Origin of the sequence: Streptomyces atroolivaceus (assembly GCF_000717025.1) — a bacterium.
GTDB lineage: Bacteria > Actinomycetota > Actinomycetes > Streptomycetales > Streptomycetaceae > Streptomyces > Streptomyces atroolivaceus.
Map to the genome: position 1 here is coordinate 311,743 of NZ_JNXG01000018.1, position 26,584 is coordinate 338,326.

General features: G+C 69.5%; 28 protein-coding genes and 2 pseudogenes. 18 read left to right on the forward strand and 12 right to left on the reverse strand.

Annotation, left to right across the window (positions count from 1 at the left end; translation table 11 throughout):
* Positions 1-12 precede the first annotated feature (12 nt).
* Positions 13-256 (reverse strand): annotated as a pseudogene (locus OO67_RS40205) (cellulose-binding protein); the annotation flags it as partial.
* Between the two features lie 1,087 nt (positions 257-1,343).
* Here OO67_RS40205 and OO67_RS30195 point away from each other — a divergent pair.
* The 7 genes from OO67_RS30195 to OO67_RS30225 all read left to right on the forward strand — a co-directional run bounded on the left by OO67_RS30195 (position 1,344) and on the right by OO67_RS30225 (position 8,467).
* Positions 1,344-4,181: a glycoside hydrolase family 48 protein gene (locus tag OO67_RS30195; protein ID WP_244300354.1), complete on the forward strand. Its 2,838-nt coding sequence runs from the start codon at positions 1,344-1,346 to the stop codon at positions 4,179-4,181.
* A 318-nt stretch (positions 4,182-4,499) separates the two neighbouring features.
* Positions 4,500-5,213, forward strand: coding sequence for a DUF4230 domain-containing protein (locus OO67_RS30200; protein ID WP_033304925.1), 714 nt, complete (start codon positions 4,500-4,502; stop codon positions 5,211-5,213).
* 105 nt (positions 5,214-5,318) lie between these two features.
* Positions 5,319-5,756 carry a nuclear transport factor 2 family protein gene (locus tag OO67_RS30205; protein ID WP_033305028.1) on the forward strand — a complete coding sequence of 146 codons (438 nt, stop codon included), beginning with the start codon at positions 5,319-5,321 and terminating at the stop codon, positions 5,754-5,756.
* A gap of 127 nt (positions 5,757-5,883) precedes the next feature.
* Positions 5,884-6,552, forward strand: a complete 669-nt coding sequence (locus OO67_RS30210; protein WP_033304926.1) for a TNT domain-containing protein — start codon at positions 5,884-5,886, stop codon at positions 6,550-6,552.
* 8 nt (positions 6,553-6,560) lie between these two features.
* The gene (locus OO67_RS30215; RefSeq protein WP_033304927.1) at positions 6,561-6,794 is read left to right on the forward strand and encodes a hypothetical protein; all 234 of its coding nucleotides are present in this window, start codon (positions 6,561-6,563) and stop codon (positions 6,792-6,794) included.
* A gap of 163 nt (positions 6,795-6,957) precedes the next feature.
* On the forward strand, positions 6,958-7,902 hold the full coding sequence (locus OO67_RS30220) for an alpha/beta fold hydrolase (RefSeq protein ID WP_382056267.1): 945 nt from the start codon (positions 6,958-6,960) through the stop codon (positions 7,900-7,902).
* A 52-nt stretch (positions 7,903-7,954) separates the two neighbouring features.
* Complete coding sequence (locus OO67_RS30225; RefSeq protein ID WP_033304928.1) at positions 7,955-8,467, forward strand: mycothiol transferase; 513 nt, start codon at positions 7,955-7,957, stop codon at positions 8,465-8,467.
* On the opposite strand, the gene OO67_RS30230 is transcribed toward OO67_RS30225, so the two are convergent.
* The gene (locus OO67_RS30230) at positions 8,461-9,264 is read right to left on the reverse strand and encodes a helix-turn-helix transcriptional regulator (protein WP_033304929.1); all 804 of its coding nucleotides are present in this window, start codon (positions 9,262-9,264) and stop codon (positions 8,461-8,463) included. The two genes, OO67_RS30225 and OO67_RS30230, sit on opposite strands and share 7 nt — an antisense overlap.
* 88 nt (positions 9,265-9,352) lie before the next feature.
* Between OO67_RS30230 and OO67_RS30235 the strand changes: the two genes are divergently transcribed.
* Together OO67_RS30235 and OO67_RS30240 are read left to right on the forward strand one after the other, a co-directional pair.
* Positions 9,353-9,784: a DUF2000 domain-containing protein gene (locus tag OO67_RS30235; protein ID WP_033304930.1), complete on the forward strand. Its 432-nt coding sequence runs from the start codon at positions 9,353-9,355 to the stop codon at positions 9,782-9,784.
* Between the two features lie 123 nt (positions 9,785-9,907).
* The gene (locus OO67_RS30240) at positions 9,908-10,195 is read left to right on the forward strand and encodes a hypothetical protein (protein ID WP_033304931.1); all 288 of its coding nucleotides are present in this window, start codon (positions 9,908-9,910) and stop codon (positions 10,193-10,195) included.
* Positions 10,196-10,220: 25 nt separating this feature from the next.
* Here OO67_RS30240 and OO67_RS30245 read toward each other — a convergent pair whose 3' ends face one another.
* The 6 genes from OO67_RS30245 to OO67_RS30270 all read right to left on the reverse strand — a co-directional run bounded on the left by OO67_RS30245 (position 10,221) and on the right by OO67_RS30270 (position 15,165).
* Entirely contained in the window at positions 10,221-10,619 is a 399-nt protein-coding gene (locus OO67_RS30245) for a protein-tyrosine phosphatase family protein (protein WP_244300356.1), read from the reverse strand.
* 38 nt (positions 10,620-10,657) lie between these two features.
* The gene (locus OO67_RS30250; RefSeq protein WP_033304933.1) at positions 10,658-10,930 is read right to left on the reverse strand and encodes an HPr family phosphocarrier protein; all 273 of its coding nucleotides are present in this window, start codon (positions 10,928-10,930) and stop codon (positions 10,658-10,660) included.
* A gap of 58 nt (positions 10,931-10,988) precedes the next feature.
* Positions 10,989-12,980, reverse strand: a complete 1,992-nt coding sequence (locus tag OO67_RS30255) for a PTS fructose transporter subunit IIABC (protein WP_033304934.1) — start codon at positions 12,978-12,980, stop codon at positions 10,989-10,991.
* A gap of 82 nt (positions 12,981-13,062) precedes the next feature.
* Positions 13,063-14,010, reverse strand: a complete 948-nt coding sequence (gene pfkB / locus OO67_RS30260; protein WP_033304935.1) for a 1-phosphofructokinase — start codon at positions 14,008-14,010, stop codon at positions 13,063-13,065.
* Entirely contained in the window at positions 14,007-14,768 is a 762-nt protein-coding gene (locus OO67_RS30265; RefSeq protein WP_033304936.1) for a DeoR/GlpR family DNA-binding transcription regulator, read from the reverse strand. Before OO67_RS30265 ends, pfkB begins: the two co-directional genes overlap by 4 nt.
* Positions 14,769-14,907: 139 nt before the next feature.
* The gene (locus tag OO67_RS30270; protein WP_033304937.1) at positions 14,908-15,165 is read right to left on the reverse strand and encodes a DUF6296 family protein; all 258 of its coding nucleotides are present in this window, start codon (positions 15,163-15,165) and stop codon (positions 14,908-14,910) included.
* Between the two features lie 275 nt (positions 15,166-15,440).
* Between OO67_RS30270 and OO67_RS37300 the strand changes: the two genes are divergently transcribed.
* Positions 15,441-15,695, forward strand: coding sequence for a DUF5133 domain-containing protein (locus OO67_RS37300; RefSeq protein WP_078598358.1), 255 nt, complete (start codon positions 15,441-15,443; stop codon positions 15,693-15,695).
* 178 nt (positions 15,696-15,873) lie between these two features.
* Entirely contained in the window at positions 15,874-16,713 is an 840-nt protein-coding gene (locus OO67_RS30275; protein ID WP_033304938.1) for a PepSY domain-containing protein, read from the forward strand.
* A gap of 98 nt (positions 16,714-16,811) precedes the next feature.
* Here the strand turns inward: OO67_RS30275 and OO67_RS30280 are convergent, their stop codons facing one another.
* A complete protein-coding gene (locus OO67_RS30280; RefSeq protein ID WP_033304939.1) occupies positions 16,812-17,306 on the reverse strand; it encodes a GNAT family N-acetyltransferase in 495 nt (164 codons plus the stop codon).
* A 757-nt stretch (positions 17,307-18,063) separates the two neighbouring features.
* Between OO67_RS30280 and OO67_RS30285 the strand changes: the two genes are divergently transcribed.
* Positions 18,064-19,161 (forward strand): hypothetical protein, encoded by a 1,098-nt coding sequence (locus OO67_RS30285; protein ID WP_051710005.1) that lies wholly within the window; start codon positions 18,064-18,066, stop codon positions 19,159-19,161.
* 217 nt (positions 19,162-19,378) lie between these two features.
* Entirely contained in the window at positions 19,379-20,146 is a 768-nt protein-coding gene (locus OO67_RS30290; protein ID WP_033304941.1) for an NPP1 family protein, read from the forward strand.
* A gap of 53 nt (positions 20,147-20,199) precedes the next feature.
* Here OO67_RS30290 and OO67_RS30295 read toward each other — a convergent pair whose 3' ends face one another.
* The gene (locus tag OO67_RS30295; protein ID WP_033304942.1) at positions 20,200-20,631 is read right to left on the reverse strand and encodes a VOC family protein; all 432 of its coding nucleotides are present in this window, start codon (positions 20,629-20,631) and stop codon (positions 20,200-20,202) included.
* Between the two features lie 375 nt (positions 20,632-21,006).
* Positions 21,007-21,429: a PPOX class F420-dependent oxidoreductase gene (locus tag OO67_RS30300; protein WP_033304943.1), complete on the reverse strand. Its 423-nt coding sequence runs from the start codon at positions 21,427-21,429 to the stop codon at positions 21,007-21,009.
* A gap of 209 nt (positions 21,430-21,638) precedes the next feature.
* Between OO67_RS30300 and OO67_RS30305 the strand changes: the two genes are divergently transcribed.
* Together OO67_RS30305 and OO67_RS30310 are read left to right on the forward strand one after the other, a co-directional pair.
* Positions 21,639-21,905 carry a hypothetical protein gene (locus tag OO67_RS30305; protein ID WP_033304944.1) on the forward strand — a complete coding sequence of 89 codons (267 nt, stop codon included), beginning with the start codon at positions 21,639-21,641 and terminating at the stop codon, positions 21,903-21,905.
* A gap of 307 nt (positions 21,906-22,212) precedes the next feature.
* Entirely contained in the window at positions 22,213-23,064 is an 852-nt protein-coding gene (locus tag OO67_RS30310; RefSeq protein WP_033304945.1) for a poly(ethylene terephthalate) hydrolase family protein, read from the forward strand.
* 260 nt (positions 23,065-23,324) lie between these two features.
* Here the strand turns inward: OO67_RS30310 and OO67_RS30315 are convergent, their stop codons facing one another.
* A complete protein-coding gene (locus OO67_RS30315) occupies positions 23,325-24,428 on the reverse strand; it encodes a DUF4037 domain-containing protein (RefSeq protein ID WP_033305030.1) in 1,104 nt (367 codons plus the stop codon).
* A 291-nt stretch (positions 24,429-24,719) separates the two neighbouring features.
* Here OO67_RS30315 and OO67_RS30320 point away from each other — a divergent pair, with 291 nt between their 5' ends.
* The 3 genes and pseudogenes from OO67_RS30320 (at position 24,720) to OO67_RS30330 (ending at position 26,356) form a co-directional block, all read left to right on the forward strand.
* Positions 24,720-25,226 carry a GNAT family N-acetyltransferase gene (locus OO67_RS30320; RefSeq protein WP_033304946.1) on the forward strand — a complete coding sequence of 169 codons (507 nt, stop codon included), beginning with the start codon at positions 24,720-24,722 and terminating at the stop codon, positions 25,224-25,226.
* A pseudogene (locus OO67_RS40210) lies at positions 25,223-25,730 on the forward strand (maleylpyruvate isomerase family mycothiol-dependent enzyme). The gene OO67_RS30320 and the pseudogene OO67_RS40210 overlap by 4 nt, the downstream one beginning before the upstream one ends.
* Before the next feature lie 227 nt (positions 25,731-25,957).
* Positions 25,958-26,356 carry a hypothetical protein gene (locus tag OO67_RS30330; RefSeq protein WP_051710008.1) on the forward strand — a complete coding sequence of 133 codons (399 nt, stop codon included), beginning with the start codon at positions 25,958-25,960 and terminating at the stop codon, positions 26,354-26,356.
* Positions 26,357-26,584 lie beyond the last annotated feature (228 nt).

Consider the following 26,584-nt stretch of genomic DNA (forward strand, 5'->3'; position numbering starts at 1 on the left):
AATTCCGTTTCCTCAGCTGTCGAGGGCGCGCAGATGATCACGCAGCCCGTTTCCGTACGGGGTGGGGGTACCGTCGTAGTCGCTGATCAAGGACGGGGCCGTGGAGCGGTCCCAGGTGTTCCAGGTCCGTCCGAGGGAAGGGTTGCTGGTCGTCGAACCCCTGCATGACCCGGTCGGCGGGGCCGGTGGGAGCAGGTGTTCTCGCCGATCTCGCCTGCGGCGAGGGGGACTTCGGCCCGACGGGTGCGAGGGGGGCGGTCCAGCGGCCCTCGTTCGCACGGATGTCGGCGTCGTGGATGTGTCGTGGTGGGTGGTACCGCGTGTCTGCGGACCTCATGACCTGTAGCGGGCAGGCGCCGGCCGGCGCCGGTGTGCCGCTCCGTGCGGGACGCTGCCCGGTCTCGGCAGCCGCCCCACGGCCCCGGCCCAGCGGGCCAGGTACTCAGGCGCTGTTGTTGTTACTCGTCCGCCTGCCGCGGATCCTTGGTGTTCAGGCCAAGCCGGTACTCCTAGTTCGGGGGACGCAGGGGCGGTACGGGTGGTCCGGTCGAGGCTCGGCCGTGCGCAGGCGTGCCCGACGAGCTCGTTTCTCCGGACGCCCGTGCCGGGCGGTCCGTCAGCGGGGACGGGAGGATCCACCGGACCGGTGGAGCCGGTCGGATCCGTGGTGACGGGCGGGCTGTCGTGCTTCGGCTCACGGCGTACGGGGTCCGATCCCGCACCGCAGGTCTGGGAGCCCGCCCCGAGCCCGCACTGATCGCGCGTGTCTCGTTCGTGCTGCTGCCGGCCGCAGTGCCCGTCCCCTGGAATCCGCCGTCCCACTGGTGCGCGGTGCTGTTCTCCACCGTGCGTGCGAGGGCGGATCCGGAAGCCGTGACCCTGACCGCGAGAGCGTTGCCGGCCAAGTCGAGCACTGCTTCGAGGAGCAGCCTGAACAGGTGCGATAAGTGCGGGAGGTGACGCATGAGCGACTCCTTGCAGATCGGGCGTGCCCCCTACGGCACGTCGACTGGTGGAACCGCTCCCACTGGTGTGGCTTGACGTTAGAGCGTCAAGTGGTGTCGGTCAACACACCAGTTGGCACTTCTTGCTGTCGAAATAATTCGACTCTTCAAGTCTCTTGACTCTCTTTTTCCACCTCCCCATGCTGGGAGCGCTCCCACTGGTTCAAGGCTTGTGCTCAACCCCGCACGCCCCCCATGTCGCCGAGCCGCGAGGAGGTACTGCGCATGCCATCGGGACGCGTACGAAGATCCTGGTTACCGGGGAGACCCGGCAGAACCGGAGCCGGACACCGGCGTTTGTGGACAGCATTGGTGGCGGCATTGGCTCTCCCCCTGGGAATGACCGCCGCCGCCGGCGGGCCGGCCCAGGCCGCAGCCGTCCAGTGCAGCGTCGACTACAAGACCAATGACTGGGGTTCGGGCTTCAGCGCCGAGCTCACCGTCACCAACAGGAGCTCCGCCGCGATCAACGGCTGGACCCTGACCTATGACTACGCGGGCAGTCAGAAGCTCGCCAACGGCTGGAACGGGACCTGGTCCCAGTCGGGCAGGACCGTCACCGTCAAGAACGCGAGCTGGAACGGCTCCATCGCCGCCGGTGCCGCCGTCACGACGGGTGCGCAGTTCACCTACAGCGGCAACAACACCGCACCGACCACCTTCGCCGTCAACGGCACGGCATGCGTGGGGGCTCATAAGCCACCGATCACCGTTCTCACCAGTCCGGCGGCGGGCGCCGTCTTCTCCGCCGGAGACCCTGTCCCGCTGGCCGCCACCGCGGCGGCCGCCGACGGGGCGGGGATCAGCAAGGTCGAGTTCTACGACGACACGAAGCTGCTCGGCACGGACACCACGTCGCCGTACACCCACATCGCCGAAGGACTCTCCGCCGGAGGCCACTCGGTGTACGCCAGGGCGTACGACAGCCTCGGCGCATCGGCGGAGTCGACCCCGGCGGGCATCACCGTCGTCGCCGGCCCCGCAGTCGTCGCGACGCCCGCCCAGCTGGGCGTCCAACAGGGCAAGTCGGGGACGTTCGACGTCAAGCTCTCCACCGCGCCCTCCTCGTCGGTCGCCGTCACGGTGGCGCGGAGCGCCGGCAACTCCGGCCTGAGCGTCACCGGTGGTGCCAGTCTCACGTTCACCCCGTCGAACTGGTCCACCCCCCAGAAGGTGACCGTCTCGGCGGACGCGACCGGCACGGGAGCGGCGACCTTCACCGTGACGGCCCCCGGGCACAGCAAGTCCGAGGTCACCGTCACCCAGCTCGCCGCGGCGAAGGACTACGACGCCCGCTTCCTCGACCTGTACGGCAAGATCACCGATCCGGCGAACGGCTACTTCTCCTCGGAGGGCATCCCCTACCACTCCGTGGAGACCCTGATCGTCGAGGCGCCGGACCACGGACACGAGACCACGTCGGAGGCGTACAGCTATCTGATCTGGCTCCAGGCCATGTACGGGAAGATCACCGGGGACTGGGCGAAGTTCAACGGTGCGTGGGAAACCATGGAGAAGTACATGATCCCCACCCACGCCGACCAGCCCACGAACTCCGCGTACAACGCGTCGAAGCCCGCCACCTACGCCCCTGAGCACGACACCCCGAACGAGTACCCGGCCGTCCTCGACGGATCCGCGGCCTCCGGATCGGACCCGATCGCCGCCGAGCTGAAGAGCGCGTACGGCACCGACGACATCTACGGGATGCACTGGATCCAGGACGTCGACAACGTCTACGGATACGGCAACTCTCCCGGAAAGTGCTCGGCCGGCCCCTCCGACACCGGTCCCTCGTACATCAACACCTTCCAGCGTGGTTCCCAGGAGTCGGTCTGGGAGACCGTCACCCACCCCACCTGCGACAACTTCGCCTACGGCGGTGACAACGGCTACCTGGACCTGTTCACCGGGGACGCCTCGTACGCCAAGCAGTGGAAGTTCACCAACGCCCCGGACGCGGACGCCCGTGCCGTTCAGGCCGCCTACTGGGCGGACGTCTGGGCGAAGGAGCAGGGCAAGTCGAGCCAGGTCTCGGCCACCGTGGCCAAGGCTGCCAAGATGGGCGACTACCTCCGCTACTCGATGTTCGACAAGTACTTCAAGAAGGTCGGCAACTGCGTCGGCCCGACCACCTGCCCCGCCGGCAGCGGCAAGGACAGCGCGCACTACCTGATGTCCTGGTACTACGCATGGGGCGGCGCCACCGACACCTCGGCGGCATGGTCCTGGCGCATCGGATCGAGCCATGCCCACGGCGGCTATCAGAACCCGATGGCGGCCTACGCGCTGAGCTCCGTCGCCGACCTCAAGCCCAAGTCCGCCACGGGGCAGCAGGACTGGGCGAAGAGCCTGGACCGGCAGATGGACTTCTACCAGTGGCTCCAGTCCGACGAGGGCGCCATCGCCGGCGGTGCGACCAACAGCTGGAAGGGCAGCTACGCACAACCTCCGGCCGGCACGCCGACCTTCCACGGCATGTACTACGACGAGAAGCCGGTCTACCACGACCCGCCGTCCAACCAGTGGTTCGGCTTCCAGGCGTGGTCCATGGAGCGCGTCGCGGAGTACTACCACGAGTCGGGCGACGCCCAGGCAAAGGCCGTTCTCGACAAGTGGGTCGACTGGGCCCTGTCCGAGACGACCATCAACCCGGACGGCACCTATCTCATGCCTTCCACCCTCAAGTGGTCGGGCGCTCCCGACACCTGGAACGCGTCGAGTCCCGGGGCGAACTCCAACCTCCACGTCACGGTCGCGGACTACACCAACGACGTCGGGGTCGCCGGTGCCTACGCCAGGACGCTGACCTACTACGCCGCCAAGTCCGGTGACGCCGAGGCGAAGGCCACGGCCGAAGGACTGCTCGACGGCATGTGGAGCCACTACCAGGACGACGCCGGAGTGGCGGTTCCCGAGACCCGCGCCGACTACAACCGGTTCGACGATCCCGTCTACGTCCCGAACGGCTGGACGGGCGTGATGCCCAACGGCGACACCGTCGACAACGACTCGACGTTCCTCTCCATCCGGTCGTTCTACGAGGACGACCCGAACTGGCCGAAGGTGCAGGCCTACCTGGACGGCGGAGCCGCTCCGGTCTTCACCTACCACCGATTCTGGGCACAGACCGACGTCGCGCTGGCTCTGGGGGCGTATGCAGACCTTCTGGAGTGAGTGACCGCAGCACCAGGGTTCCGGCCGTCGGCCATCAGCCGGCGGCCGGGCTCCCGCGCGTCCGGCCGTCAGCAGCCGGGCGACCGTCGAGCCGACCAGCCTCACCCCGCTCGGCCTGTCCGGCAGATGACCAGGCGGAACGCCGGGGCGAGGCGCCGCCAGGCCGACTCGCTGCAGCGGCACGCATGCCGGCCGGGAGGCCGAGCTGGACGGCCCGGCCGCAGCCTGATGCCCGCCCAAGGCCTCACGCCCGTACAGGATCTGACGTATAAAGCTCCTGGGCGGACTGAAAAGGCCGGACGGGGTCACACGGAAGGCATGACGTCCACCGACGTAAGGACAGACAGCTCCGGGGATCCCGGCCACGGAGGTACGCCGCGCCGCCGCGCCCGCATGCGAGGATGCCTGCCGTTCGCCGGCGTGTGTGCCGCGGCGCTGGTCCTCCTGTTCCTGGGATCCCGGCTCAGCCTGCTTCCGGGACTCGGTGACCTCTTCGAGGAGGAGACCACCGACCGATCCGGTCCAGCAGTGCTCAAGTCCATCCAGGACATGAGCGCCTACGAGGCCGCGTCCGGCAACTTCCAGGTCGTGGTCGACCTGGAGAAGGACGCCAAGTTCCTGCCCGACGCCGTCCGGGGCACCCGGACGCTGTACGTCGGCGCGGGCACCGTCGGAGCCTCGGTCGACCTCGGCAGGGTCGGGGCGGACGGGGTGACCGTCAACGAGGACCGCACCACGGCCGAGATCGTGCTGCCCCACGCGGTGCTGGGCAAGCCGGCCCTGGACCCGGACCGCTCCTACGCCGTGTCCAAGCAGCGTGGTCTTCTCGACCGGCTCGGCGACTTCTTCTCCGACAACCCGGGGAGCGAGCAGGCCGTCAACAAACTGGCGGCGCGGCACATCGGAAAGGCCGCAGAGGAGAGCGGCCTCACGAAGCGGGCCGAGAAGAACACCACCTCCATGCTCCAGGGTCTGCTCGGCTCGCTCGGATTCGAGAAGGTCACCGTCCGATACAGCGATCCGCCCGGCTGAAGCGTTCACCGGCTCACCCGCCTTCACCGGCCCGGCGGCCCTGCGTCACACTCGCCGGAGCGAACGGCCGCGCCGTCGGCCGTCAGGAGCCAGGGAGTGATGACCATGACCACCGAGACCACGGAACGCTTCAGGGCCGCCGTCGCGAAGGGCGATCCGGCAGCGCTGGAGGAGCTGTTCACCGAGGACATCCGCCTCTTCAGTCCGGTCAAGTTCACCCCCTTCGAGGGCAGGCCGATGGTGCTCGGCCTCTTCGGCGTACTCCTGCGCACGTTCGAGGACTTCCGCTATGTCGGCCACTTCGAGGGCGAAGCGTCCACCAGCGCGGAGGGTGCGCAGGAACCGTCGGAGATCCTGCTGTTCAGGGCGACGGTGAACGGCAAGGAGATCCACGGGATCGACCTTCTCCAGTTCGGCGAGGACGGCCGGATCAAGGAGTTCACCGTGATGGTCCGCCCGATGTCCGCAGTCCACGCGCTGGGCGAGGCCGTCCTGCGGGGGCTCGCCGCCGACGGTCTCGTACCGGACGGAACGGCGCACTGAGAAGACGGTGCCCGGCCCGGGTTCTCCCGGCCGGGCACCGGACGGCATGGCGCAAACGCTTTGCGCGGTCGGTCGGTTACCCTACGTGAGTTCACCGGGCTTTATCGGCAACTCGAGGGGACTCCGAATGAACCGTATCCGCACCGTACTTGCCGCGCTGGGTCTCACCGCCGGCCTGGTGGCGGCTCCCGCCGCGAGCGCCGCACCGCACGAGAACCGCACCACCGCAGTCAGCCACGACCCCTGCACCGGCGAGTTCCTCGGGGACGCACGGCTCGGCCCCCGGTGGCTGCCCTCCGCGAAGCAGGCCCCGGTCGGTCCGCTGCTCAAGGGGTACAAGCGCACGGGCAGCCTGTCCCCCTCAGCCTTCCTCAACAAGTACTGGGAGGGCCCGGCGGACACGGGCAGCTGGAAGTACCCGCCCAACGACGGTTTCGCCGAGGTCAACGGCGAGATCGACAAGGAGCCTGCGAAGCTGCGCACCGGGCAGCGCCTGGACCGTTTCGGATCGGAGTACGGCGCCTACCTCGCACCGGCCGGCGACGCCTACAAGGAGCGCGCACTGCCCCCGCAGAACCTGAACACCCGCGAGTCCGCGGTGCCTTGTGACTACCGCGTCTACAAGGTCGCCAAGCCGTTCTGGGTCTGGGAGGGCAGCATCGCGCCGTGGTTCGAGCAGCCCGGCGGAGGCCGGCAGATCAAGCTCGACGCCGTCTTCCTCGACCCGGGCGCGGGCCAGCGGCTGAACGTGAAGTGGCTGCTGGACAACGCCTACCTCACGCCCGCGGGCGCGTAGCCCCGGCCGTGGAACGCCGGGAACTGCGTGCCGCGCTGGGCGCGGCCGGCGTGCCCGACGGTTACTACCGCATCGAAGGCGTGCACGAACCGGTTCCCACGCCGCCGGACTTCCTGTACCTGAGGAAGGCGCCCGACGGGGTGTGGGAGACCGGCGCCTACGAGAGAGGCAGGTACGAGGTGATCGGACGGCATCCGGACGAGGCGGCGGCCTGCGCACACCTCCTGCGGCTGCTCGTCTGACCGGCCGCCGACGGTTTTGCCGTAACGGCAACCTCCCTTGGCCGGAGCCGGCGCGGCGCCGAATGATGGTCATGCAGTCAGGCCCCGAGAACTCGAGGAGACACACGCTTCCCTGCCCGCCGCCCGGCCTTCCACGACCGTCCCCGGGGCCGTCCACCGGCTGGTGGACGGCCCCGGCGGCCGGATCCACCTGCTGGAACAGGGGACCGGCCCCCTCGTCCTCATGGTCCACGGCTTCCCCGTGACCTCGTACTCCTGGCGCCATCAGCTCTCCGCCGTCGCCGCGGCGGGTTTCCGTGCGGTGGCCGTCGACGTACGGGGCTACGGCCGTTCGTCGGCATCCGGCCCGGTGGAGGCCTACCGGATGACGGCCCTTGTGGCCGACGACGTCGGCGTCGTGCACGCACTCGGCGAGGAGACCGCGACGGTCATCGGCCACGACTGGGGCTCACCCATCGCCGCTGACAGCGCTCTGCTGCGGCCCGACGTCTTCACGGCCGTGGCCATGCTGAGCGTCCCCTACTCTCCGTGGAACGCGATGCGGCCCACCGACGGCTTCGCCCGTCTCGGGGGGAGCGAGGAATTCTACGTCAGCTACTTCCAGCAGCCCGGCCGCGCCGAGAAGGAGATCGAGCCCGATGTACGGGGCTGGCCGGCCGGGTTCTACACCTCTCTCTCCGCCGACACCATGCCGCCTCCGGGCTCGGACAGTCCCTTCTTCGTGCCCGCCGGAGCGGCCATGCGCGACCGCTTCACCGGCGGTGCCCTGCCGTCCTGGCTCACCGAGCAGGATCTGGACGTGTACAGCGCGGAGTTCGAGAGGACCGGACTGACGGGCGCGCTCAACCGCTACCGGAACGTCGACCGTGACTGGGAGGACCTGGCTGCCTGGGACGGAGCCCGCCTGACCCGGCCCGCCCTTTTCATCGGTGGCGCCCTCGACTCCTCGACGACCTGGATGGCCGATGCCATCGCCCCCTACCCCACGACGCTTCCGGGACTGGTCTCCTCGCACATCCTGGACGGGTGCGGACACTGGATCCAGCAGGAACGCCCCGCAGAGGTCAACGCACTGCTGACGAAGTGGCTGCACACCGTGCACTCGTGACGGCCGCGTGTCGAAGCCGGGGCCCCGTCCGCGGACCGGCCATGGTGGTCGTATGAACAGTGCAGGCATTCTCGCCGATGCGTTCGAGCGCATCCACGAAGCGGTGCACGCCGCAGTCGAAGGACTTCCGCCCCAGGACCTCAACGCCAGGCTCGACGGCGAGGCCAACTCCATCGCCTGGCTCGTGTGGCACCTCACACGCGTCCAGGACGACCACGTCGCCGACGCGGCGGGGACCGAGCAGGTCTGGTTCGCGAAGGACTGGGTGTCCCGATTCGAGCTGCCCCTGGAGAAGGGGTCGACCGGCTACGGTCACAGCAGCGCGCAGGTGGGTTCTGTGACGGTGGAGTCGGGCGACCTCCTTCTCGGCTACTTCGACGCCGTGAACGAACAGACCCTGGGCTTCGTCCGGGGGCTCGACGGGCGGGCCCTGGACCGCGTCGTGGACGAGGCCTGGTCGCCGCCGGTGACCCTCGGAGTGCGGCTGATCAGCGTCATCGCCGACGACCTGCAGCACGCCGGGCAGGCCGCGTTCGTGCGGGGGGCGCTGGAGCGCCGTCAGTAGACCGCGGATCCGGTGCGCGCATAGTGTCCCGGACTCGTGCCGACCACACGTTTGAAGTGCCGGGAGAAGTGCGACTGGTCGTAGAACCCGACCGAGGCCGCGACCTCCGGCGCACGCATCCCGCCGAGCAGCAGGCGCCGGGCCAGATCGACGCGACGTCCCGTCAGGTACTGGTGAGGGGCCATGCCGAACTCCTGGCTGAAGGCCCGCACCAGGTGCGTGTGATGGGTGTGCAGCCGCTCCGCCGCGTCGCGCAGCGCCAGCCCTTCGACGAAGCGCTCGTCGAGCAGATCCCGCAACGCGTACGCGACCCGGCGGTCGGGCACCTGCGGGGCGACGGGCTCGTCGCGCAGATGCCGGGCGAGACGCTCGGAGACGATCGCGAGGCGGCTCTGTGCCTCGAACTCGTCCCCGGGGCGTTCGAGCGTCCGGTGGAGCTGGTGGACACGGTGGCGCAGCCGCGGATCCCGCAGCACGGGCCGGTCGACCGCCCGCCCGACGAGGTCCGCGTCGATCTGCGTGTTGCTCAGATACAGCACACGCTTGCGGAAACCCCCGGGTGTGGCCGCACCGCCGTTGTGGGGGACGTGCGGAGGCAGCAGCGTCACCACCGAGCTGGGCGCCCCGTGCTCGTGGCGGTCCAGGTCGTAGCGGACCATCCCCTCGTCGACGATGAGCAGCGTCCACGCGTCGTGCGTGTGCATGGGATACGCGTGGTCGGCGAAGTGTGCGTGGAAGACCTCGTCGATCCCCTCGACGCGCGGACGCCACGCGCTGATGTCCGGACGTGCACCCATGGACGGAAGCGTACAAGAGCCTTACCGGTGACCTCGGCGTGCAAACTTCGTACAAGACGGCCGGCGGCGGGCTCGGCAGACTTGCGGCATGAACGACGACAACGCCCCCGTACGCTTCGACACCAAGATCGCCGTACTGCTCCGCGACGACCTCGAGACCTGGCAGCGCCTCAATGTCACCGCGTTCCTGGTGAGCGGCCTGGGCACGCAGGTGCCCGAGGTGATCGGTGAACCGTACGCCGACGCCGACGACACCCCGTACCTGCCCATGTTCCGGCAGCCCGTCCTGGTGTTCGCCGGGTCCAAGGAGCTCCTGACAACCGCGCACACGAGGGCGGTGGGCCGGGGCGTGACCCTGGCAGTGTTCACCTCCGACCTCTTCGCGACCGGCCACGACAAGGCCAACAGGGCTGCCGTCCGGGCGGTACGGAGGGACGGGATGGACCTGGTCGGCCTGGCCGTGTACGGGCCGCGCAACGCCGTCGACAAGATCCTCAAGGGCGCGTCGATGCACTCCTGAACGACGCCTCGGCGTCACCGGACGGATACTCGCGGGCACACCCGTGCGGGTGATGGTCCCCGGTGCCATACTCAAGACAAGTCCGCTTGACAGGCTTGTCATTGTCCCGAAAGGCGACGCGTCATGAACTGGGCATCGTGGACCACCCTCGGTGTCTTCGCGGGAACCGGCGGAGTGCGCACCGAAGAGGTAGGTGTCGTGAGCGGTGATCTGACCGTGCACACGACTTGGACCGAAGAGCAGGCCGAGGTCGCCGTCCAGTACAGCGGCGCCTCGGACTGGTTCACACTGGCCGGCAGTCCGGTGCCGTGCCCCTCAGAGGAAGAAAGCAGATCTCTCCATCAGAGCGTCGTCGAGGCGGTACGCGCCGGCGGCGGAGCCACGGTTCCGGCTCCGCACACGGTGGCGTAGCCCGCCAGGGCCGCGCGGCGGGCGTTCAGTCCGCCGCGAAGCGCACCACATAACGACGCTGCCAGGGCGTCTCCACGGCCTTGGAGTGATAGTTCCGGCGGACGTAGGCGACAGCTTCCTCCGCCGGGACGCCGTCCAGTACGGCCAGGCACGCCAGAGCCGTGCCGGTACGTCCCCGGCCCCCTCCGCACGCGACCTCGACCCGCTCCTCCGGAGCGCGGCTCCACGCCTCCTTCAGCACGGAGCGCGCGGCTTCCCTGTCTGCGGGCAGACGGAAGTCGGGCCAGCGGAGCCACCGGGAGTCCCAGGCCACCGGAGGTGGAGGGCCGCCCAGCAGATGGACCGCGAAGGTGGGCTCAGGCCCCTCGGGAAGAGGACGCCTCAGACCGCGTCCACGGATCAACCGCCCCGAGGGCAGGCGCATCACGCCCTCACTTCCTGGATCCCAGGTCTCCGTCACACTCAGGCCTTCCCGTCGAGGTCCTCGGACAGCAGGCTGGCCAGTTCCTCCACCGCGTCCGGCGCGCTTTCGCCCACGGCTGACAGCACCAGCAGGTCGCCGTGCTGAGCTGCCAGGGCGAGGACCGACAGCATGCTCCGGGCGTCGACCGGATCGCTGCCCTCACGTGCGACGGTGACGGCGACCGGCTGACGCATGGCCGCCTGGACGAAGAGGGAGGCGGGGCGGGCGTGCAGACCGCTGCGGGAGCCTACGGAGACGGTGCGCTGGTACACGGGTTCACTCCAGGTGAAGAGGGGATCAGGGGGATCAGGGGTCCGGGATCCGCGGGTGTCAGGCAGCCACCGGGACTTCGGCCTCGTCATCGGCCGGCGCGGCCTTGTCCGGCTTGCCCCGCATGCCCTTGAGGGCGACGACCAGAGCGGTGGAGACCACGGTGCCGGTGGCGATCGCCAGCAGGTAGAGGAACGGCTCGCCGATGAGCGGGACGACGAACACACCACCGTGCGGGGCGCGGAGCGTACAGCCGAACGCCATGGACAGCGCTCCCGTGACCGCGCCGCCGGCCATCACGGACGGGATCACCCGCAGGGGATCCGCCGCAGCGAAGGGGATCGCGCCCTCGGTGATGAACGAGGCGCCCAGCACCCACGCAGCCCTGCCGTTCTCCCGCTCGGTACGGGTGAACAGCCTGCGGCGTACGGTCGTGGCGAGTGCCATCGCCAGAGGAGGAACCATTCCGGCCGCCATCACCGCGGCCATGACCTTGAGACTCCCGGGCGTCGGGTCGGCCAGGCCGCCGACCGCGAAAGCGTACGCGACCTTGTTCAGCGGGCCACCCATGTCGAAGCACATCATCAGGCCGAGGACGACGCCGAGGATCACCGCGTTGGAGCCCGACAGCCCGTTCAGCCAGTCCGTGAGGGCGTTCTGGAGGGAGGCGATCGGCTTGCCGACCACGATGAACATCAGGAAGCCGACGGCGATCGACGCGAGCAGGGGTATCACCAGGACGGGCATGATGCCGCGCAGCGTGGGATGGACCTTCAACCGCTGGATCGCCATCACCGCCGCTCCGGCCAGCAGACCCGCGACCAGGCCGCCGAGGAACCCCGCGTCGATGGTGAGTGCGATGGCGCCGCCCACGAATCCGGGTACGAGCGCCGGCCGGTCCGCCATCCCGTAGGCGATGTACCCCGCCAGCACGGGAACCAGGAAGCCGAAAGCGGCGGAGCCGATCTGGTTGAGCAGGGCGGCCCAGCTGGCCGCCTCGCCCCAGACGAAGTGGTCGGCCACCGACTTCGCGCTCGCGATCTCGTAGCCGCCGATGGCGAACGACAGGGCGATGAGGAGTCCGCCGGCCGCCACGAACGGCACCATGTAGCTGACACCGGACATCAGATAGGTCCGGAGCCGGACACCGAAGTGCCCGGAGGCCCCCGCTGAACCGCGCGTACGGGGATCTGGTTCCCGGCGCTCGTCGGAGACCCTGCTGATCTCTCCCCGCTCGGCCTTGCGCCGGGCCTCGGCGATGAGTTCGGCGGGCCGGTTGATCCCGGCCTTCACGCCGGTGTCGACCACCGGCTTGCCGCCGAACCGGCCCTTCTCCCGCACATCGACGTCGTGGGCCCAGATGACCGCGTCCGCGGCGGCGATCACTGAGGGATCCAGTCGTTCGAACCCGGCCGAGCCCTGTGTCTCGACGTTCAGCACGACTCCCTCGGCGCGTGCGGCCGCCTCCAGCGACTCGGCGGCCATGTAGGTGTGCGCGATACCGGTCGGACAGGACGTGACGGCGACGATGCGGAACGGCTGCACCTTCTCGCTCTCCGTGTCCGCGGGAGCCACCTCAGCCTCCTCCGGGTCCGGAGCCGCCGCGGGAGCCTCCTCGCCGCGGATCCGGGCCGCCGCCGCGGCGGGGTCGCCCTCCGCCCGCAGCGCGCCGGTGAACCCGGGGTCCATGAGCCGCCGCGCCAGGCTCGACAGAATCGTGAGGTGGTCGTCGTCCGCGCCCGCGGGCGCGGCTATCAGGAACACGAGGTCCGCGGGCCCGTCCGCAGCACCGAAGTCGATGCCCCGCGCGCTGCGGCCGAAGGCCAGCGTCGGCGCGGCGACATGCTCGCTCCGGCAGTGCGGAATTCCGATGCCGCCGTCCAGGCCGGTCGGCATCTGCGCCTCGCGGGCCGCCACATCGGCGAGAAAGCCGTCGAGGTCGGTGACGCGGCCCGCCGCCACCATCCGTCCGGCCAGTGAACGGGCGGCCGCGCTCTTCGTCTCGGCGGACAGATCGAGATCGACCAGTTCCGCGGTGATCAGCTCACTCATCGCGGGGCTCCTTGCTCGCGTACCGCCCGGAGGACGGCGCGGGGGGACGGGGGCGTCGTAGGGCTGGACGGGAATGCGGCGGTCATGGGGCCTGCTCCGTCAGAGTCAGGTCCACGGGGATGTCCTCGGTGGTGACCACCGAGGACGGATCGAGGTCGGAGGGTGTCGGCATGGCGCTGCCGGGCAGCTGCACGGCAGCGGCTCCGTGCGCCACAGCGGCCGACAACGCGGCCCGGCCCGTGCCCCCGGCGGACAGGAACCCCGCGAGCGAGGCGTCTCCGGCGCCGACGTCGCTCCGCACGGTGTCCACCCGCGCAGCGGCGAAGTGGGCTCCGGACTGTTCCACGAGCAACTGTCCGACGGCACCGAGGCTGGCGAGCACGGACCGCGCCCCGAGCTCGCAGAGCTCGTGTGCCGCCTTGAGCGCGTCGCCGACCGTCGCGAGCGGACGGCCCACGGCTTCGGCGAGCTCCTGGACGTTCGGCTTGATCACGTCCGGCCGCTCACGCAGCGCGGCGACGAGCGCGGCGCCCGAGGTGTCGAGAGCGATCCGGACGCCGGCACGGTGACTGCGGGCGACCAGTTCGGCGTACCACCGCGGTGGCAGTCCGCGCGGCAGGCTCCCGCAGCAGGCGATCCAGTCCGCGCCCGCCGAACGGGCCCGGACGGTGTCCAGCAGGCGTTCCGCCTCGGCGGGGGTGATCTCGGGCCCCGCCGCGTTGACCTTGGTGAGCGTGCCGTCGGGTTCGACGAGAGTGATGTTGACACGGGTGCTGCCGGCGATCTGTACCCCGGCGGCCTCGATGCCGTGTTCTCCGAGCAGCCGGGCCAGCAGTGCGCCCTCGGGCCCGCCCAACGGTGCGACGGCCACGGTGCGGTGCCCGGCGGCGGCGACCGCACGGGAGACGTTGACGCCCTTGCCGCCGGGATCGACACGGTCGGTGGTGGCCCGCAGAACGGCGCCACGGGTGAGCCCCGGAAGTTCGTACGTGCGGTCCAGGCTCGGGTTGGGAGTGACGGTCAGGATCATGCGCGTACCACTTCCGTGCCCTGGCTCTCGATGGCCCGGGCGTCCTCGGGGCTCAGCCCCGTATCGGTGATCAGCAGGTCGACATGGGAGAGATCACCGAAGCGCGCGAAGTGCGCCTGACCTGACTTGCCCGAGTCGGCGAGGAGAACCACCCTGCGGGCCGCCGCGATCACGGCTCGCTTCACCGCGGCCTCGGCCAGGTCCGGGGTGGTCAGGCCGCCCTCGGGCGAGAACCCGTTCGTGGCGATGAAGGCGACATCCGCGTTGATCTCGGCGTACGCACTCAGCGCCCAGGCGTCGACGGCCGCGCGTGTGCGGTGCCGAACCCTGCCGCCGACCAGATGCAGTGCGATTCCCGGATGATCCGAGAGGCGTGCGGCGACGGGCAGGGCATGGGTCACCACGGTGAGGCGCGACTCGATCGGGATGACGGCCGCCAGCCTGACCGTCGTCGTCCCGGCGTCGATGATGATGTTGCCCTCGGCCTGGAGTTCGCCCAGGGCCGCGGCGGCGATGCGGTCCTTCTCGTCGGCCGCCACGGTGTCGCGTTCGGCGAGATCCGGCTCGAAGCCGAGCCGCCCGGCCGGGATCGCACCGCCGTGCACCCTGCGCAGGAGCCCCGCACGGTCGAGGGCCTTGAGGTCACGACGGACCGTCTCCGCGGTCACCTGGAACTGTTCGGCCAGGGACAGCACATCGACGCGTCCGCTCTCGCCGGCGATGCGCAGAATCTCCTGCTGCCGCTCCGGTGCGTACATGTGGTTACGTATCCGTTTCATGCCCGAGTCTGTGGTTTCATCGGCAGACTACGGTCACATCTCAGGAAAGTAAACACATTCGGGCGAGGAGTGGGCATGAGCGGACTTCGGCGCGGCAGATGCGACGGTCCGCGGCTTCTCAGTCGGCGCCGTGGGCGGCCGGCCGCGAGCGGCTGAGCGGCCTGGCCAGCAGCGGTGCTCCCAGAACCTGATGACCACCGCTCGCGTGCATGCGCACCTCACCGCGCTCGCTGATCTCGGCGCGCACGATTCCGGTCTCGTCCTCGTACACCGGGTAACCGCCCGCACCGGAACGCGCCGTGAGACGGACGATCACCACGTCGTCCTCCGCGCCGCTCGCCTGGAATATGAGCTCGTAACTCTCCGGGTAATCCATGACCCACCTCCTGACCGGGCCGGCAGCAGCCGCTCGCCCGTCGTTTCCATTGTTTCGCACCGGAGCGCGAGACGCTTAGGGAAGACGGTCGAGTGACCTTCCGTGGTTGCGGATGCGGAATGGGTGAGGCGGGGCGACCATCATCTGCAAGGGACCGGACACGTGCTGTCAGCCTCGCACGGCCGGCCGTGACGCCAGGCGGAATCGCCGGCGCGATCGGACTTCGTCGGCGCGGGACCCACGGGCTCCCGGCCGCCCTGTGGAGAGGAACTGCCGTGCTGATGGCTAATCCCGCAACGCTGCGGAATCTCGTCAAGCGCTACGAGACACTGCGAAGCACCCATGCACGGCTGGGTACTTCCGAGAGCAGCCGTCAACTCGAGGACGTCTCCTACACCCTCTGCGTCACCACCGGAACCAGGACCGTGCCCGACGCCCTGGCCGTTGCGGCGGCGCAGTTGCGAGCCGTCCCTGCCGCAGGGTCGCTGAGTCCGGCGCCAGGGCCTGCCGAGGTGCAGCTGACCGCCTGACGCCGTAAGGCTTTCTCAGGAATGGCGCCGGTTCCCTCGAACCGGCGCCATTCGCCCGTCCGGCCGTCTCCTGGCACGGGAAATCACGACACGCCGAATGGGCGGACGGCGCCGTCGATCGGGTGACACCCACCGGTCGGACAACATGACTGCCCATGGAGGCGGCTAGGCATGCAGCATGAGATTTGAGCCCCGTCGAAACAAGACCGTTTCCCCGCGTACCCGCCGGCTCCGCGTCGCCGGCGGCACCTTGTGTGCCGCCGCTCTTGCCGCCACCCTCGTGACCGGTTGCGGTCAGGACAGCGGTGACGAAACCGCCGCGGCCACCTCTGAGGCTGCGAAGGTCCTTCCGAACCAGACGACCAGCCCTTCCGAGAGCGTTTCGGGCAGCCCCTCCGCGCAGCTGACCGAGGAGCAGACCGAGCGCAAGGAACTGCTGTCGACCGTCAAGGTCACCTTCGACAAGGCCGCCACGACGGCCATCGGTGAGGTGTCCGGTGGCAAGTTGACCGACCTGGACCTCGAGGGCCTCGACGACGAGGATGACGACGACGCGACCGGTAGCCCGAGTCCGACCGGCAGCCCGACAGGCGGCACCAGCCCGAGTCCCGAGGGCACCTCGAGCCCGGGCGGGACCGGCAGCCCGAGCCCGAGTGGCAGCTCCGCCAGCCCCAAGTGGGTCGCGGAGGTCGTCGAGAAGGACGGCACCGCACACAACGTGACCATCGACGCGGTGTCCGGCGACGTCATCGACTTCGCACCGGAAGCCGGTCAGAGCGCTGCGGACAAGCAGGAGCTGGCAGCCCAGATCACCAAGGCGACGCAGACGCCCCAGCAGGCCGCGAAGGTCGCCTTGTCCAGGCAGAAGGGCTGGGTCACCTCGATGGCTCTCGACGAGAACGACAGCCAGGTCCTGGTCTGGAAGATCGACGTGGTCTCCAAGGGATGGAACAAGACCACCTTCGACGTGGACGCGGTGAAGGGCACGGTCACGAACGAGCAGATCGACGAAGACTGATCACAGCATGAACGGACTCATCGGTGGCGGACCGCGTCGCGGTGCGCCACCGATGCGTTCTTCCCGGCGCATGAGCGCGTGCGGGACGGCGCGAGGGCTCAGCGGCCCACGTCCGTCAGGTCACGGGTGAAGCGCAGCCCGGGCTTCCCCATCAGTGTCATCGCACCGGCCTCCACGAATCCGGCACGGGCCAGCACGGCCCTCGAACCGTCGTTGTCCACGGTTGTCCTGGCTCGGAGGGAGGTCAGGCCGTACTCCGCGAAAGCCAGTTCACACACCCTGCGTACGCCTGACGTGGCCAGCCCCCGCCCCGCCGCCCGCTCGGCGATCCGGTAACCGAGCTCGGCGGAGCCGCCCGCGACGTCGACGAGGTTGATCCGGCCCAGGACCGCCCCGTCTCCGTCCGCCAGGATGTGGAAGTGGTGCATTCCCGCTGCCTGCTCCGCCAGCAACTCCGCGTGCCGGGCGTCGAACCCGGCGAAGTAGTCGTCCCCCCGGTCCGGGACCGAAGCGGCGAAGTACGCGCGGTTCTCGCGTTCGAAGGAGAGCAGAGCAGGAGCGTGGTCGGGGCGAAGACGTTCGAGGGCGGTCATACGGCGACGATAGAGGGGTGGCGGGGTCTTCGGCAGCGTCGTTTCGCCGCCGTCACGCCAGGACGCCCCAGCTCGTCGGAGGGTGGGCCGGTTCCCCCGGGGCGCGGCCGGCCCCACTGCCGGGACGCCTCGGATCGCTCACAGGCGTGCCCCGACGGGGGCGCCGTTGCGCGGGACGAGGAACGCCGGAGCCGACGGAAGGGAACCATCGGTCCCGAGCGGTGCCGTGACGGCGCCCGTGTCCGTGCTCATGACCGAGGCGTCGTTCCAGGTGCCGCCGATGTCCCAGGAGTTGCCGCTGGACGCGGTGTCCGCACCGCGAGAGGCGGGGTGCCCGTCCGAGACGGCCAGATTCGCCGTGAGGCCTGCCCGGGCGCGCCCGCCGTATCGGCGTCGAAGCCGGTGCCGCTGTTGCTGAAGGTGCTGTTGCCGCTCAACGTGAGGGGCCCGTATTGCCGTTGCCGGTGAAACCGTGCTTCGCGTTGTCGAACGCGGGGCGTCCTCCGGCGCCGCAGTGACCTGTACTCGGGCGCCCGGACTTCTCCGTACGCGGCCGGCGAAGCTCTCCGTCCGGGGCGACCACCCTCGGTCCGTATCTGCCGCGCCGGAAGCCGACTCCGCCCTGGTACCGCTCGCGTCGGCTCGTACGCCCGTGCTCGTACGTCAGTACGGACGGTGACCAAGGTGCTCCACGTGCGTTGTACGGGGCGTGTCCCCTTCCTCTCCCAGTTCGCCCCAGGCCTCGGCCTCGCCGGCGGTGAAGCCGAACCCCTTCTTGCTGACGCCATGCCAGGGTGAGGCCGCCCGGGTGCTCCTGGCCTACGTCGGCTCGCTGCCGCTCGAGGGAGCTGATGCGCGGCTCCTCGCGGTCGTCGTCGCCATCCGGGCGGCGCGGGGCGGGATCGGCAACATCACCGGTCAGGACGTACGTTCCCTCCGCCTGGCCGACCCGGAGGGGGCCGTCACCGCGTTTGCCGCTCTGGGCTGGCGAGGGCAGGAGGCTCTGCTCGGCCCGGATCTCGTCACGCCTGTGGCGGTCACCGTGCCAGGACTCGCCGGCCGGCCGGGCTCCCCGCTGCCCTTCGGCAAGGTGATGCGGTCGAGGGTGTCGGGCTGGACCCTCCGCACCCTGTCCGCCAAGCCGGTCAAGAAGACCTCGACCGCCGCACGGCTGGCCGCGTTGTTTCTGGCTGCCCACGGACCGGCCGACGACCTCGGCACGCTGCCCGCCCACCTGCCCGACGAGTGCCGGGCCGCCCTGCCTGAATTGCTCGCCAAAGGGTTCCTGCGGGAGCTGGACGGCGACAGGTATCTCCTGGCCGAGGCCGTACGGCACCTGTCGGGGGTGCGTCCCCCGTCCGGCCCCCCTCCCGGCACGCGCGACGAGCCGGCGGGTGAAGAGCTGAGCTGGGACGAGTGGAAGGAGCGAGCGAGCGTGGCCCTGCGGCGGCACGTGGAGGCTGTCGAGGGCTGTCACGAGTGCTCCCTGTCCACGGCCAGGGTGTCGGAGGCCTTCATGCGCAAGGCGGTTCCGGCCCAGTTCGAGGAGAAGGTGCGCAGGGCCTACGGCGTCTGGGAGGCCAAGTACCCCGGCCAGGGGCCGGCCGCCGCCGAGTTCGCGGCGGCGTTCCGGGCGGCGCACGGCCACGGACCGTCCGTCAAGCAGCTCTGCACGGCGATGGGCTGGGGGAAGATGTCACGGGAGCTGCGGATCCACGTCATCCGCCGACTGATCACCGAAGGCTGGCTGACGAATACCGATCCCGTGCCGTGGACGCTGCGCCCGGGCAAGGCTGCACAGGCCGGCTCGTCCGGCGGGACAACTCCCGCGGGCGCGGGTGCACGCCCGCGCTGAGTACGTCGGGAGCGTGCGGCGTGCTTACCCCTGCACCTGACGTCACATCCGCCGGTCTCCGAGGGCGGACCCCGCCCGGCGTGCGGCACTCCCGCTTCGTCGATGTCGGCATCCCGGCGCCGAACGCCGTGCGTTCGTAGGGTTCGAGGTCAATGTGATGGGCATGTCAGGCGTAGCGCGCGTGCCCCCACAGCCACGCGCCGACCGGGAGGACGCAGTGACAACCAGCGCATCGATCCGCAGAGCCGGCCTCGTCGTGACCAGTGCCATCGCTCTGGTCATAGCCTCGGCGAGCAGCGCGCTCGCCGCCCCGCCGACCGCGCTGCCCTCGAACGCGGACGCAATGGAGCAGGCCTTCCAGCCGGCGTACGACTACGACACGGACGGGTGTTACCCCACGCCGGCGATCGGCTCCGACGGGACCATCGCCGCCGGCCTCAAGACCACCGGCGCGGTCAACGGCAGTTGCCGTGACGCCGTGGATCTGGACAACACCAACGGATACGCCCGCTCCAAGTGCAACAACGGGTGGTGCGCGGTCATGTACGGGCTCTATTTCGAGAAGGACCAGGCCGTTGCCGGCAGCGGTCTGGGTGGCCACCGGCACGACTGGGAGCACGTCGTGGTGTGGGTCCAGAACAACGAAGCCCGCTACGTATCCACCTCTGCCCACGGTGACTTCGACATCTTCGCCAGTGACCGGATCCGGTGGGACGGCACCCACCCCAAGATCGTCTATCACAAGGACGGAGTCAGCACCCACTGTTTCCGCCCCGCGAATGCGAACGACGAGCCGCCGGAGAACCACTATCACCAGTGGAGGTTCCCCGGTCTCGTCGGCTGGAACGGCTACCCGGCCGGCCTGCGGGACAAGCTGGTCCAGGCCGACTTCGGGAGCGCGGTGTTCGGCCTCAAGGACGGCAACTTCGCCGGTCACCTGGAGAAGGCCCGCCCGGCAGGAATCCCCTTCGACCCCTACGCCTGATGGTGCCGGCGGGACGGGTGGCACCGGCCCGCCGCCATCCCCGACCCCCGGTGTCAGCGCTCCGACAGCTCCGAAGGTGCCTCCTGGATCACCCATCCGTTGCCGTCCGGATCAGCGAAGGACATGAACGAGTTCCAGGTGTCGCCCTTGCCCTCCTCCCAGCCCGTCGCGCCCACATGCCGGATCGGGGAAACTGCCACACCCCGGCCCGCCAGCTCCTCACGCGCGGCCTCGATGTCCGTCACGCAGACCTGGAGGCCCTGCAGCGTCCCGGGAGCCATCGTCTTCTCCCCGGGGAACGCGGGCATCCCCTGAAGCATGGCGATCGAACAACGCGAGCCCGGTGGCGTCAACTGGATGATGCGCATACCGGGCGCTACCTCGTCGTCCAGATCGAGCCTGAATCCCGCCTTCTCCGTGTAGAAGGCCTTCGCCAGGTCCATGTCGGTGACGGGGACCGGGATGACTTCGAGTGTCCAGTTCATGCAGTCTCCTCAGTAGAGCCAGTGCGCCTGACGGCCGATTCCTCCCCGGCGAAGCCGGAGCGGCACGAGCGTCACGGCGAACTCCGAGGAGGTCCACCGTCACCCGGGGAGCAGCCGACGCGTACGCCGAAACGCGAACAAAAGCCGCAGTTTGACCATTTGCCCTGCTTGTGGAACGCGCCACGCCGGAGAGCGGTGCCGGGCCGCGGCCCAGTACCGGCTGTCGGCCGGCGCAGTCTCAGCGGTGTGGGTGTCGACAGCGGTGGCCGTCGGGTCGAGGCCGACGAAGAGCAGGCCGGCCCGAAGCCCCGCCGTTCACGCGTCTGCGGACGGCAACTGCGGGAGAGGCCTGCCCCAGGACCGGAGGGAAAGACCCTAGGTCGCCGCCTGGGAGCTGTCCCGGAAGCCGCCCCACCCGTGCCAGCGGTCGATCTCGATCCAGGCGTTGACACGCCCGCGCTCACGGTCCGCGTACGGCTGGCCGAGGTACTGCCGGGACAGCCGGTCGATGCCCGCAAGTCCTTCGTCGTCGCTCACTTCGACGACCCGCCCGATAAGGGTCACATGCGTGTACCAGTCGGCGTCGTCGAGCACCGTCAGAGTGACCCGGGGGTCCCGACGCACATGGTCGAGGCGCTTGCGGCCCTCGTCCATGTTGACGAGGACCCTGCCGTCGTCCCAGAGGTACCAGGTGGCGGCAGACACCGGCTGTCCGTCCGAGCGAAGGGTGGCGATCACAGCCGGGTTGGGCTTGCGCAGCATGGCGATCGCGGCGTCAGGAAGGGGCGGCTTCGACATGTTCTCTCCTCTGTCTCGTGCTGCGCCCTCGGGTGACGGTGAACCAGCGGACGGTCCGGAGGGCGTGTCTCCACGCTGCCACACAACGTCTGCGTCGTCCGGTACCGCCCCCACGCTGCGCGTCCGCGGCGTCCGCCCACGCGCAGGTGAGAGGAGCGCGGCGCCGGCACGCGACGGGGGTTGTCAGTGGTGGCTGTGATGCTGGGGGCATGGACGAACTGATGAGGCGCCGTGTGTACGGTGCCGACCACGACGACCCCGACCCGGGCCCCAGGCCAGGGCACGTCTACGTGGAGTTGGTGGGCGGCCCGCTCGACGGTTTGCTCCTGGATGTGACCGGCTGGTCCGCGGAGCGCCTTGCCGCAGGTGCCGCGCTCGGCACGGAGCTCGGGAGATTCGGTGCGGGTGGACGCGCCGTGTACGGGCCCGTGACAGCCGACCCCGAGCGCTGGGCCTGGGAGGCGGACAGCCCCTGAGCAGTTGCGCTGTCGCGCCGACCCGTGGGGAGCCCGTCATCCATGGAGCGGATCGCCATCAATGTCCCCACATGGCGGTGGCCCTGCCGGAGACTCGAGCGGGCCGCGTGGCGCGGTGACTGCGTCGCCCTTCCAGGTACCTGTGTGGAGGAGACCATCCGGCCCGAGGAGGGCGCGGCAGTCTGTTCTCCCTGCATGCGCGGCGATCGGTACTTTCGCCAGTGTTCCGGCCTGCCTGGTGACGTCCTGACAGTCCCGTCCCTAGCGTGCTCGACCGACACCATTCCGGATCCAGGAGGTGCACACGATGAAACACTCCATGCGCCGTGCGTTCGGCGCGGCAGCGGGCCTGCTCACGATCGCCTTACTCGTTCCGACCTCGGCGGCGGGAGCACATACGGAGGTCGAGGCGGGGGGTGGGACGGGGCCCCACCCCGCCGGCTACGAAACCGTCGCTGGGCTGCCCGGCCACACGGTCTACCGGCCCGACACCCTGCCCACCGACGAGAAGCTGCCCATCGTGGCCTGGGGCAACGGAGCTTGCCGTGCGGACGGCACCTGGTTCGAGAACATTCTGACCGAGTTCGCCTCGCACGGTTTCCTCGTCATAGCCAACGGCGTACCCGGTGGCTCCGGCCGGACGTCCTCGGACATGCTCATCGAAGCGGTCGACTGGGCCATCGATGAGAACAGCGACCCGGACAGCGCATTCCGGGGCAGGATCGACACATCCGAGATCGCGGTCATGGGCCAGTCGTGCGGCGGGCTGGAGACCATGGAGGTGGCCGACGACCCGCGTATCGACACGACGGTGATGTGGAACAGCGGCCTGATGAGCAGGCTCGACAAAAGGACCCAGTTGCCCCGCCTCCACGCACCGGTGGCGTACTTCATCGGCGGCCCGGGCGACATCGCCTACGAGAATGCCGCGGATGACTGGGGCCGGCTCCCCGCAGGGTTGCCGGCCTTCTCCGGCAACCTCGACGTCGGGCACTACGGCACCTACGCCGAGCCGAACGGTGGTGAGTTCGGGCGCGTCGGCGTCAACTGGCTGAAGTGGCAGCTCAAGGGCGACACCACCGCCCGGACCGAGTTCGTGGGACCGGACTGCGGGATGTGCTCCACCGACTGGGACGTCCTGCAGAAGAACCTGTCCTGATCCCGGACCTGATCCGGTACGAGGCCGCGCGCAAGCGCGAGTCCCGTAGCGGGGTCGGAGGGCTCGCGGTCTGCGCAGCCGTGTCCGACACAGGGGGCGTGGGCCGGATGAGGGCGGTCCGCGACCGCCCTCACAACCGTGCAACGAGGCGTCCGGGCGGAAGTGACGTGGCTACGCTGCGAGCAGCAGACCTCGTCGGTCTGCGGAGCGCGCCGAGCCCGCTCCGTCCGGAGCCGCCGCGGTGTCCGATCTCCCCGCGTTCATCCGAAGGCCTGGACTGCGGCCCGGACGGCACGGGGCTGGTTGAGCAGGTCGGTGCTGTCCGACCACTGGTCCACGTTGCCCACCAGCGGCAGCCCGCGAAGATCCGGGTCCGTCACGGACCGGGCGAGCACCTGCGCGAAGCGCTCGGCACGCAGGACCAGGAAAGGGCGGGCGTGGTAGGGGCGGCGTCCGGGATCCACCGGTTGGATGAGACCGGACGCGTTCTGCAGGGAAGCCACGGCCTCGTAGGCATCACACAGGTGCGCTTCCCTGGCCGGATAGTCCGTTGCCTCCAGCGCACCACGAAGCATGGGACCGAGCGACTCCGCGCTCGGCAGCCGACCGAACGCACTGCCGAGCCACTTGGTGTAAGGAGCGTACTGCCGCTCCAAGAGGAGGCACAGGGACATCAAGCTCCGTACCAGACGTGCGGCCACCACTGCCGAGCCGATGTCGTCACCGACTTCCGCGCAGCGCCCCACGAATGCCTCTTCCTGTGAGACGCGCTGCCACTGGCAGGCCAGCAGGTACCGCCATACCTGCTCGGGATACCAGGCCATCCTGCTACGGACTTCGGTGAGGTCACCGAGATCGTCATGGAAGACCGTCCCCGCGGTGGTCTCCGCCAGCCGTTGCTGCGGGATCGCCAACCAGTCGCGAGGGCTCAACTCCGCAGACGAAGCCCGAAAGCCAAGTTGACCGGCCGTCCAGCCGTCCACGTCGTACAGGCTCACTCGATGATTGACCGGGCCATCGGTCACCTGCATGCGCCCGACCGGATCCTGCGGATCGTCGCTCTCCCGGAAGTGGGTCGGCCACCCCCGGACCTGCTTCGGCAGCCGCTCAGCCAAGGTGCGGCTGATGTCGTCACCTCGCTCTACCCGGTCGTGGGCCGTCAGGAAGATCTCCAGCCGCGGACCCCACTCGTGGTCCGCGGACCTCGGCGAATCGAACCCCAGCACCTCGGATCCGCTTCCCACCCGAGCAGCGGCATACCGGAGACCCGGGAAGGCATCCAGGAGAATCGGCTGGACTTCCTCCTCGTACAGGATGCGGGACAGTTCAATGCCAGGCACGAACCTGGCGCCGGAGATCTTCATGAGCACACTGTGCTGAACCTTCTCGTGCCGTGCCAACAGTTATCGCCCCGCGTCCGGGGCGTCGGCACCTGGGACAGCTGCGGCCGTTAGGTTCCTCCTCGCCTTTCTGACCAACGCCGCCGGATGGAGCGACGAGCGACGTCTTCGCCTCGGCCAACGTCATGCTGCCGGCCTCGTCTGCTGAGAACCGGTGACCGCTGCAGACTCGTGGGGGCGGTGTGCAACGCCGGGCCGGCGCCCATCCGGGACAGGGCACACGCAGCGGCTCGGTTCGAGCACGATAATGGCGCCATGCGTATCCGCCCGGTGGACATCGACGAGCTTCCGCTACTCCAGGACATCGAGCGAGCCGCCGGGCAGTGTTTCCGGGGGGTCGGGATGGCAGAGATCGCTGAGGACGAGCCGCTCCTGGTCAGTGAACTGGCCCGCTGTCGGAGCAACGGACTGGCCTGGGTCGCCGTCGATGCGGCAGACGTTCCAGTGGCGTACCTCATCGCTGAACACGTCGACGGGAACCTCCACGTCGAGCAGGTGTCGGTACATCCTGATCAGGCACGGCGCGCCATCGGGCGCTCGTTGCTGAACCATCTGGCGGATCACGCTGCCGCGAGTGACGTACCCGCCCTCACCCTCACCACATTCGCCGAGGTCGCATGGAACGGGCCCTACTACGCGCGCTGCGGATTCCGCACACTTGACGACAGCGGGATCGGCCCGGGTCTTCGGGAGATCCGCCGGCGGGAAACCGCTCACGGCCTGGACCGCTGGCCAAGGATCTGCATGCGTAGAGATCTGTGACTCGGCGCCTTCGCCGGGCGCGCCGATCCGAGAGGGCGGCGCTTGCGGCACATCTCGCATGCCTGTCCGACGGCAGTGCGCGACGCGGTCGCTGTGCAGCGAGCTGACGGTGCGTGAGGTACTTCGCACACCTCACTGCGGCGAGCCTCGATTCCGTGCGATGACTGGCAGGTGTGATCCGATGCCGGTTCGCCTTCGACAAACAGGTAGCGGTGCGGCTGGCCGAGCAGGTGGGTCAGCCCCCGGGTGAGACGCGTGAGCGCTTCCGCCGTGTCGTTCCGAGTACGACGAAGCCACCGCTCCCTGTCGTCGCCATGCTCGGAGAGACAGTCGTGCACAGTGAGGACAGCCGGCGTTCGCTGGGCATCCATCGGGACTGACCGGTCGCGACGGTCACGAAGGTCGCCGACTACTACCGGAGTCATGACCGGTCGCACGGCGAGCCTCGGAGAACGGGAAGGCGATGGCGCCGAGATCCTCCGCGCGCGCTGCGGGATGGCGTGACGTGCTCTTGCCGTGTGTCGTCAAGTCCGTGGAGTACGCAGGGGCCTCGTGTGCGCATTGCCGCGAGCTCGAGGGCCGCGGGCCCTTGCGGGCTCTCAGGCCGCCCGGCATGATCCGGAGCATGATGACCAACCGAAAGGCCCGTGCCGCGTAGACGGCCTGGCGCGCTTCGCGCCGATACTCCGGTCCCGCCCGTCTGGGGCCCTTGGACCTGCCGAATCCCCGGGTTGTCCGAGCGCACCTGCGCCGAGATCCAGCGCGCGGAGCGTGAGCACGGCGACTCCTGGGCCGGACTGTGGGACGGCTTGTGGGACGGGGCGGTGGAGGCCGCGCTCAGGCACTACCGGGCGTTCCTGCGACAGCCAGGCCGCTACCTGGACCTGTGCTTTCCAGCCTCTCCCCATCCGGACTCCTCGCTTGTCGACGTGGCGAACGCCCGGGCCATCCTGCAAGAGGCGTTGCGTTCGCTTCCCCAGCCGTCCCGCGCGGAACTCGGGCGGGTGGTGAGGTGTCTGGACGCAGAGCTTCGCCGCCGGACCCTCCCCGACCCGCATGCCTGCCGACGCCTGCAATGGCATGCCGAATGGTGGCACCGACGCCTCTACGACGGTGAATTCCGGTGGTGAGGGGCTCAGCACGTCCCCGAATTTCCTTGTTGGCTGGCCCGTGGATTGCGCCATCTCGGCTCAGAGTATGTTGCGGAGGGCTCTGGTCTGGGTATTTGCCCGCGTGTATGTGGACTTGGAGGGTGCAGCGCCATAGGTGAAGGTCGTCCCGATGCGGTGGTGACGCCCCGCCAGGTCGCGAGAACCGAGCCCGCACGCCTTCCGCTGTGGGGGTTGGGGGAGGGGACC